This is a genomic window from Paenibacillus periandrae, assembly GCF_022458865.1.
In the GTDB taxonomy this organism is placed as follows: domain Bacteria; phylum Bacillota; class Bacilli; order Paenibacillales; family NBRC-103111; genus Paenibacillus_S; species Paenibacillus_S periandrae.
In genome coordinates this window covers 514,735-521,852 of record NZ_JAJNMU010000002.1, presented here as the reverse complement: position 1 = coordinate 521,852, position 7,118 = coordinate 514,735, and the positions used below count along the sequence as shown (strand labels likewise).

The 7,118-nt window shown below is 46.3% G+C and carries 5 protein-coding genes; all 5 read left to right on the top strand.

Translation table 11 applies throughout. The features are described 5' to 3' along the window. Positions 1–290 precede the first annotated feature (290 nt). The 5 genes from LRL21_RS04915 to LRL21_RS04895 all read left to right on the top strand — a co-directional run bounded on the left by LRL21_RS04915 (position 291) and on the right by LRL21_RS04895 (position 7,113). On the top strand, positions 291–1,184 hold the full coding sequence (locus LRL21_RS04915) for a carbohydrate ABC transporter permease (RefSeq protein ID WP_240414635.1): 894 nt from the start codon (positions 291–293) through the stop codon (positions 1,182–1,184). Between the two features lie 21 nt (positions 1,185–1,205). Continuing rightward, complete coding sequence (locus LRL21_RS04910) at positions 1,206–2,069, top strand: carbohydrate ABC transporter permease (RefSeq protein WP_240414634.1); 864 nt, start codon at positions 1,206–1,208, stop codon at positions 2,067–2,069. Between the two features lie 173 nt (positions 2,070–2,242). After that, the gene (locus LRL21_RS04905; RefSeq protein WP_240414633.1) at positions 2,243–3,640 is read left to right on the top strand and encodes an ABC transporter substrate-binding protein; all 1,398 of its coding nucleotides are present in this window, start codon (positions 2,243–2,245) and stop codon (positions 3,638–3,640) included. Between the two features lie 105 nt (positions 3,641–3,745). Then, positions 3,746–5,500, top strand: a complete 1,755-nt coding sequence (locus LRL21_RS46175; protein ID WP_240414632.1) for a sensor histidine kinase — start codon at positions 3,746–3,748, stop codon at positions 5,498–5,500. Positions 5,501–5,508: 8 nt separating this feature from the next. Continuing rightward, the gene (locus LRL21_RS04895; RefSeq protein WP_240414631.1) at positions 5,509–7,113 is read left to right on the top strand and encodes a response regulator; all 1,605 of its coding nucleotides are present in this window, start codon (positions 5,509–5,511) and stop codon (positions 7,111–7,113) included. Positions 7,114–7,118 lie beyond the last annotated feature (5 nt).

The following is a 7,118-nucleotide window of genomic DNA, read 5'->3' as shown; positions in this document are numbered from 1 at the left end:
ATGTAAGGAAAAATCCCCGAAAAGACCAAAAAAAGAAGACATCTCCCTCAAAAAAAGCGGGGTAGATGTCTTCGTTCATTTTGATCTTACCGCCGAAGAAAAAAACAGTAAGTTCTTCAGTGGCCTTCGCGCCGCGCCGGGGGGTTTTGTTATGGGCTGTAGATGAGATCGACTCCGTGCAAATTCAAATTAAGTTGCTTTGTCCTATGGTGCCAGTTGAATTACCGCTCCCGCCCTCTGTCTCGCATGTAATATGCTATAAAAAAACGAACGGGAGGAGCTGATAGACGATGCGTAAACGTGTATCTCTGTTCAACTCATATATTTTCATTTTTCCAAGTTTGTTCCTGACACTGGCACTTGGCATCTACCCAATCGTCTGGGCGCTGCGTTATATGTTTTACGATTATCAAGGCTTTGGGATACCCCGATTTGTAGGTCTTGATAATTTCTCCAGACTGCTGCGTGATCAGGAGTTTTGGCATTCCGTGTATAATACGTTTATCTACGCGGGCGGTAAAATCATTCTGGTGCTGCCGATTTCTCTATTGCTTGCAGTCATTTTAAACCGCGGCTTGAAAGGCAAGGGATTGTTCAGAGCGATTTATTTTATGCCTACTATTATCAGTGCATCGGTTATGTCGATCGTATTTTTTACCATTTTCAATTCATATAACGGTGTGCTTAATCAATTTCTGATCAAATATGGGATTATTTCGCAATCGATAGATTGGCTCGGTCCGCAATATGCGATGCTTACGGTTATCATTACTGCGGTATGGGGCGGGATCGGTAATTACATGCTGCTGTTCATTGCCGGCTTGCAGGGCATACCAGAGGATGTATATGAGAGTGCATCACTCGATGGTGCGAATGCTGCACAAAAGTTCTGGTATATCACGCTTCCAATGCTTGGTACCGTACTGCAAATGATTATTATGCTGGCCATCATCACGGCTTTGAAGGGCTACGAGAGCATCATGGTATTAACCGAAGGAGGACCGTTCGGCAAAACAGAGGTCATGTACCTGTATGTATACAAGCAATTTTTCCCGGTGTCGGCGTCAACGGCAACAGTACAGCAAATCGGCTACGGCAGCGCGGTTGGATTTACAACAGCTTTGATTGTCGGCTTCATTACGATCATTTATTTTTACATGTCCAAACGGCTGAATCAGGATTAAGGAAAGCGGGGTGTAAGTGAGATGGATACAAACTTGAATGGCAATGGAATTAGGGCAAGCTACGGGTTGGGGCATATCGTAAAATGGGTATTTTTAATCAGTATAGCTTTTGTCACGCTGTACCCGCTTATTATGGCTGTTCTCGGTTCACTCAAAACGAATGCCGAATTAACCACGGGAGCTACTTTTCTGCCCACCGTATGGCAGTTCTCGAATTATGCTACTGCCTGGAAGCAGGCCAATTTTGCGCTATTTACCTGGAACAGCTTCTTTATTAGCACCATGGTCACAATTGCAACGCTGCTGATCGCTTCGATGGCCGCCTACGCGATAGACCGTACGAAGTTCCCAGGCAAAAAACTGTATGTCGCGTTGCAGGCAAGTACGATGTTTATTTCCATTGGTGCTGTCGTACTCAGACCGCAATTTGATTTGATGGTCATGCTCGGCTTGAACAAATCGCTGTGGGGTGTCATTATCATCCTGATCAGCTCGCATGCTACGGTTTATTTTATGCTGATCGGTTTTTTCAAGGCGATTCCCCGCGATTTGGACGAGGCTGCATATATTGACGGCTGTAACTTCTATAGCGTTTTCTGGAAAATCATTCTTCCGCTGCTGCGTCCAGCGCTTGCAGTGACCGCCTTGTTCACGTTTCGCGGCGCCTGGAATGAATATATTTTGCCGCTCGTATTCACCATGACCTCGCCGAAGCTGCAGACACTGACAGTAGGTCTTGCGAATCTTCGTTATGGTATTGGTGCTGCTGCGGAGACGCAATTGATGATGGCAGGTGCTTGTCTATCGTTCCTGCCGATTCTCGTGGTCTATATGATCGCGAACAAGTCGTTTATGCAGGTTACCGCAGGTGCTGTCAAAGGTTAAAAAGCTGATCGGAGGTAGAGGCGGGAGACGGAAAGTAGTTTTCCCCTCTATAAAAGTCGGATTGTCCTTCACGGTTCGACAAGCTCAGCCGTTATGCTGAAAGCAGTTACATGATTTCCGATTAGGAACCTGTTCACGAATGGTTTATAATTAAAAAGGAGGGTTTTATCAAAATGATGAAAAAAACGATAGGTACCGTGCTGGGCGTAGCTTTGGTCGCTTCCTCTCTGGCAGCATGTGGAGCTGGACAGGACAGCGGGACGCAAGCTGGAGGAACCTCGGGTACAGGTACAGCGACAGGCGGAAAAACCAAGATCTCTTATTGGACGATCGATCGCCATGATGCGGATTATATGAAAGAGGTTATCAAGAAATTTAATGATGCGAACCCCGACATTGAAGTGGAAATGACGGTTTTGGCTGATAACTTCAATCAGGCTGTGGATATCGCATATGCCAGCAAGCAGGCTCCTGACGTACTGCGTACGAACGATTTTCTCGGTTTTGTGAAAAAAGGCTATTTGCTGCCGATCAATGATTTGATGAACGATGATTTGAAAAAGCGATATGCCAATCTGATGGTCGAGGAATCGAACATGGTTGAAGGCAAAATATATTCGCTGCCGAATACCGGACAGTTTTGGAGATTAATATATAATGTAGATTTGTTCGAAAAAGCAGGGATTAAGGAACCGCCAAAAACAGTAGCGGAAATGGTTGATGCTGCCAAGAAGATTACAGAAGCGAATAAGGATGTAGGTGCGTACGGCTTTGCTGAAAACTTCAAGAGCGCAAGCTCCGCATTCGCGCGAATTTCAAATCCAATAAGCTCCTTTAGTGGCACTTCAATTGTGGATGGCTATAACTATAAAACCGGACAGTTCGATTTCTCCGTGTACAAGCCTATTGCTGAAGCGCTCTATCAAATGAAAAAGGATGGAAGCTTGCTGCCGGGCGTGGAATCTTTGGATATTGATCCGCTGCGTGCACAATTTGCAGCCGGGAAAATTGGTATGTACTTTAATCACTCTGGCGAGCCAGGTGTATTCCAGAACCAATTCCCGACCAAAATACGCTGGGCTGCTGCTCTGCCTCCAACCCTGGACGGCAAGCAATCAGGAACCGTCTCGGTTATTGCCGGCAACTACGTTGGTATAAGTAAAGACACACCAAACAAAGAAAAAGCATGGAAGTTTATGGAGTACCTTGCCAATATTAATTTCCAAAAGGAATATCATGAAAAGGGCTTTGGTATCTCTGTCGTACCTGATGTGAATGCTACTGCTAACAAACCGACTATTCCGGGCATCGATGGATTCCTGCCGAGCAAATATGATGCACTGTATTCACCAACTCCGCTATCCGTAACGGAAGCTAAGGTTGAGGGTGTCAAGACAGGCAATGCGATTACAAAGTATATGCTTGAAGGCGGAGATGTCGATAAAATGCTGACGGACCTGACAACTCGTTATAACGCTGCTCTGGAAAAAGCACGTGCTTCCGGCGATACGAAGAGCAAAGCGAATCCAAGCTTTGATCCAGGCAAGCTGCAAGGTACTTTAGCCAAGTAAGGCTGGATGGAAACCGGTGATTCCGAAGTTGATTATCATAATGATGGACGCGCAGCAGAAAGCGGCGCGTTTTTTCATACGCTAGGGTATGGAGGAGGAACAGACGTGAAACACTGGTTTTATAGGCTTTCACTTAGACGTCGGCTATGGATAGCCTTTTTGCTGCTGACTTTAATATCTATTGCCTTGACCGGACTGATGTCATATTGGATTGCTTACAGCTCGACGGAAAAGGAAGCCTTCCTCTCCAGCCAGAACACACTGAATAAATCGGTGCGTGTGCTTGATGAAAAGCTGCGTCATGCGATTGTAGCGACCTCCTCCATGATGCTTAGCGATGAATTCAAACAGGCGATGAATGATGTGTACGATCACCGAACATCGGCTTACTATAGACATTTGTCTTCCTTACAGATACCGCTTGCGCAAATGAAGCTGAGTGAGCCATCGATTCAATCCATTTTAATCTATACGCCGATTGGTGATTTGTTCGCGACGAATGACCTTCGCAATAGCCAGGTCTCTTTTAAGAGCACCCTATTTTCGAAGTATTTGGAAAGCACCGATCGCGCCTTGTGGATCGAAGGCCATGAAGATCCATTATTTCTCGGCAATAAAAGAGTGATCTCCTTATTGATGAAATCGATCTCCGAAGTTAATGTACAGGACGTTTTTATTGTCGTTAATTTAAAGGAAGATGCTATCCGCAAAGCGATTACCGATGATTTGCTTGGCCATTCGGACAATTATTTTCTCGTTTCACGCAGCGGCAGTACGGTACTACCGATGGCATCCTCCATGGAATCGTTTCAGAACGATCCGGAATTTATGAAGCCTATGCAGGAGCAGGAACGGGGCTTTTTCAAATATTCCAAACGAAACGAGCCTTATTTGGTCAATTATGCGCGTCTGACGCTTGCGCAGGATTGGCTGCTGGTCAGTGTGCAAAAGCAATCGGATTTGCTGTATCAAGTGAATCGCATCAAAACAGCCACGTTGTTCATTATGGCCTGCTGCGCGGTGCTGGCCCTGCTGCTTTCCAATCTGATGTCAGGCTTCTTGCTGAAGCCGCTGCATAAGCTTCAAGGTCTTATGAAGAAGGTCGAGCATAACCAGCTTGATGTTCGCTTTGAGAGCAAGTACGAGGATGAGGTTACACAGGTTGGATTGAAATTCAATCGCATGCTGGAGCAAATATCGAAGCTGATTGATGATGTCAAGGATGCCGAGAACGAGAAAAGAAAAATGGAGATTAAAGCACTGCAGGCGCAGATTGATCCACATTTCTTGTACAATACGCTCAATACGATCGTCTGGAAATCGGAAACAGCGCAGAATAAGGATGTTACCGATATGATTGTTTCCCTCTCCTTGCTGTTCCAGCTTGGTCTTAATGGGGGCAACGAGATGACGACCTTAGCAAAGGAGATCGACCATGTACGGCAATATTTGAGTCTGCAGCAAAAGTGCTATGAAGGCTTGTTTGATTATAAGATCATGCTCGAGGATGATTCGCTGCTCGATATACCGATATTGAAAATTGTTTTGCAGCCGCTGGTGGAGAATTCGATCCTGCATGGCTTTCAGGAAATGGACGTTGATGGACAAATTACGATTACAATCCGCCGTCTGGATTCAAATTGGCTCGAGCTGCGTGTGGAGGACAATGGCTCCGGCATGGATGCCCGGCAAGTTGACGAGGATATGCGGCAGGAGCAGATGGTGAAAAAGGGCTATGCGCTGCGCAATGTATTTGGACGTCTAAGGCTGCAATACGATAGCAGAGCCGATATTGAATTATCGAGCATTCCGTACCGTTCAACCGTAATTACCTTAACGATCCCATTGGAAAGCGAGTGACGATGATCGTGAACAATGAGCTTAGAATGTGTGTAATAGATGACATCAAGACAGTTGTTGATGGCATTGCTAATCAAATTCCCTGGAGTCTGCATGGGATTCGTGTGGTGGGCTCGGCCAGCAATGGCGAGAAGGGTATTGAGCTCATACGTGAAACCAAGCCTCATATCGTGCTGACGGATATCCGTATGCCGCGAATGAATGGGCTGGATATGACACGTTGGGTATTAAGCGAATTTCCCCGTACCAAAATCGTTTTCCTAAGTGGATATACTGATTTTGACTATGCGCAGCAGGCGATTCAGCTTGGCGCTTTTGATTATATATTGAAGCCCTTTACACCGCAAAAAATTATTGATGCCGTTCTTAAAGCCAAAGCGTCGATCGAAGAGGAACTTGGCAGCCAGCAGCGGTTTCATGAGATGGAGCGCAAGCTGCGGGAGAGCTTGCCGTATTTGCGGCAGGAATATTTTCAGCTGCTGCTGCAGTTTCCCACAACGCCGGAGCAAGCCGCCAAGCGTTGGGATTTTCTCAATATTGCTCTTGAACGTGAGCAATTTGTCGTCATGCTTACGGAAATTGACCAGTTTGCCGAGCTGACCCATAAGCTTCCTGTGCAGGAGGTCGAGCTGATCCGTTTCACCCTGCACAATATTCTGGAGGAGACGATTGGCAATGTTACGAAAGGATTTGTGTTTCGGGATCATTCGCACCGGTTCGTTGCTGTATTCAATTCGCCTGATTCCGGGAGTGCCGAGAGGCTGGCCGAGCAGTGCCGTGAAAATATTGAAAGCTATTCCAGATATACGGTATCTCTCGGATTGGGGGAAAACGTACAGCATATTCATGAAATTTCTTATTCGTATACGCAGGCAATGACCGCACTATCCTATAATTTTTATACCGGTGGCAACAGTGTATATGGCTACCAGCATGTGGATCATCAAACGGCACCGCGCTTTTCAACGGAAAAGGAAAAGGAGCTATTCTACTGTCTGCGTTCGGGCAATCTGCATAAGGCACAGGAGCTTGTCGGTGAAATGTTCGATGAAACGGTATCTGTGCCTGTGCCTTATGCTCCAGAGGCTGTAAAGGTCATGTACGATGAGCTTGCCTTTATGATGAATCGGGTATTTGCCGAAAAGCTGACAGCTGAAGAAATGAAGCCGCTGGAGGCGCATCTGCTGCATATTAAGAATTTGCATTCCTACAAGCTGACAGAGCTTAAGGGAGGCATCAACGAGCTGTGCAGAATCGGCTGCGAGGTCATCCAGCAAAGGCAGAAAGAAGAAGCCAATCAGGTCGTCGAGCAAGTAATCGCGCATATCAGACAGCATCTGGATGTGAATCTGACAGTGAATGATTATGCCAAGCTGGTTTACTTAAGCGGCAGCTACTTTGCCAACCTATTCAAGAAGGTCAGAGGGATGACGGTTGGGCAATTTGTTACGACAGAGCGTATGGAAAGGGCCAAGGCTTTGCTGCTGGAAGGCAGGCAGGTACAGGAAATTGCCCAGGCGCTCGGATATGAGGATCGTCCCTATTTCAGTGAGCTATTCAAAAAGCATACCGGGATGACACCCTCCGAATTCAAGCAGCAGTATGCGAATTAGTATCG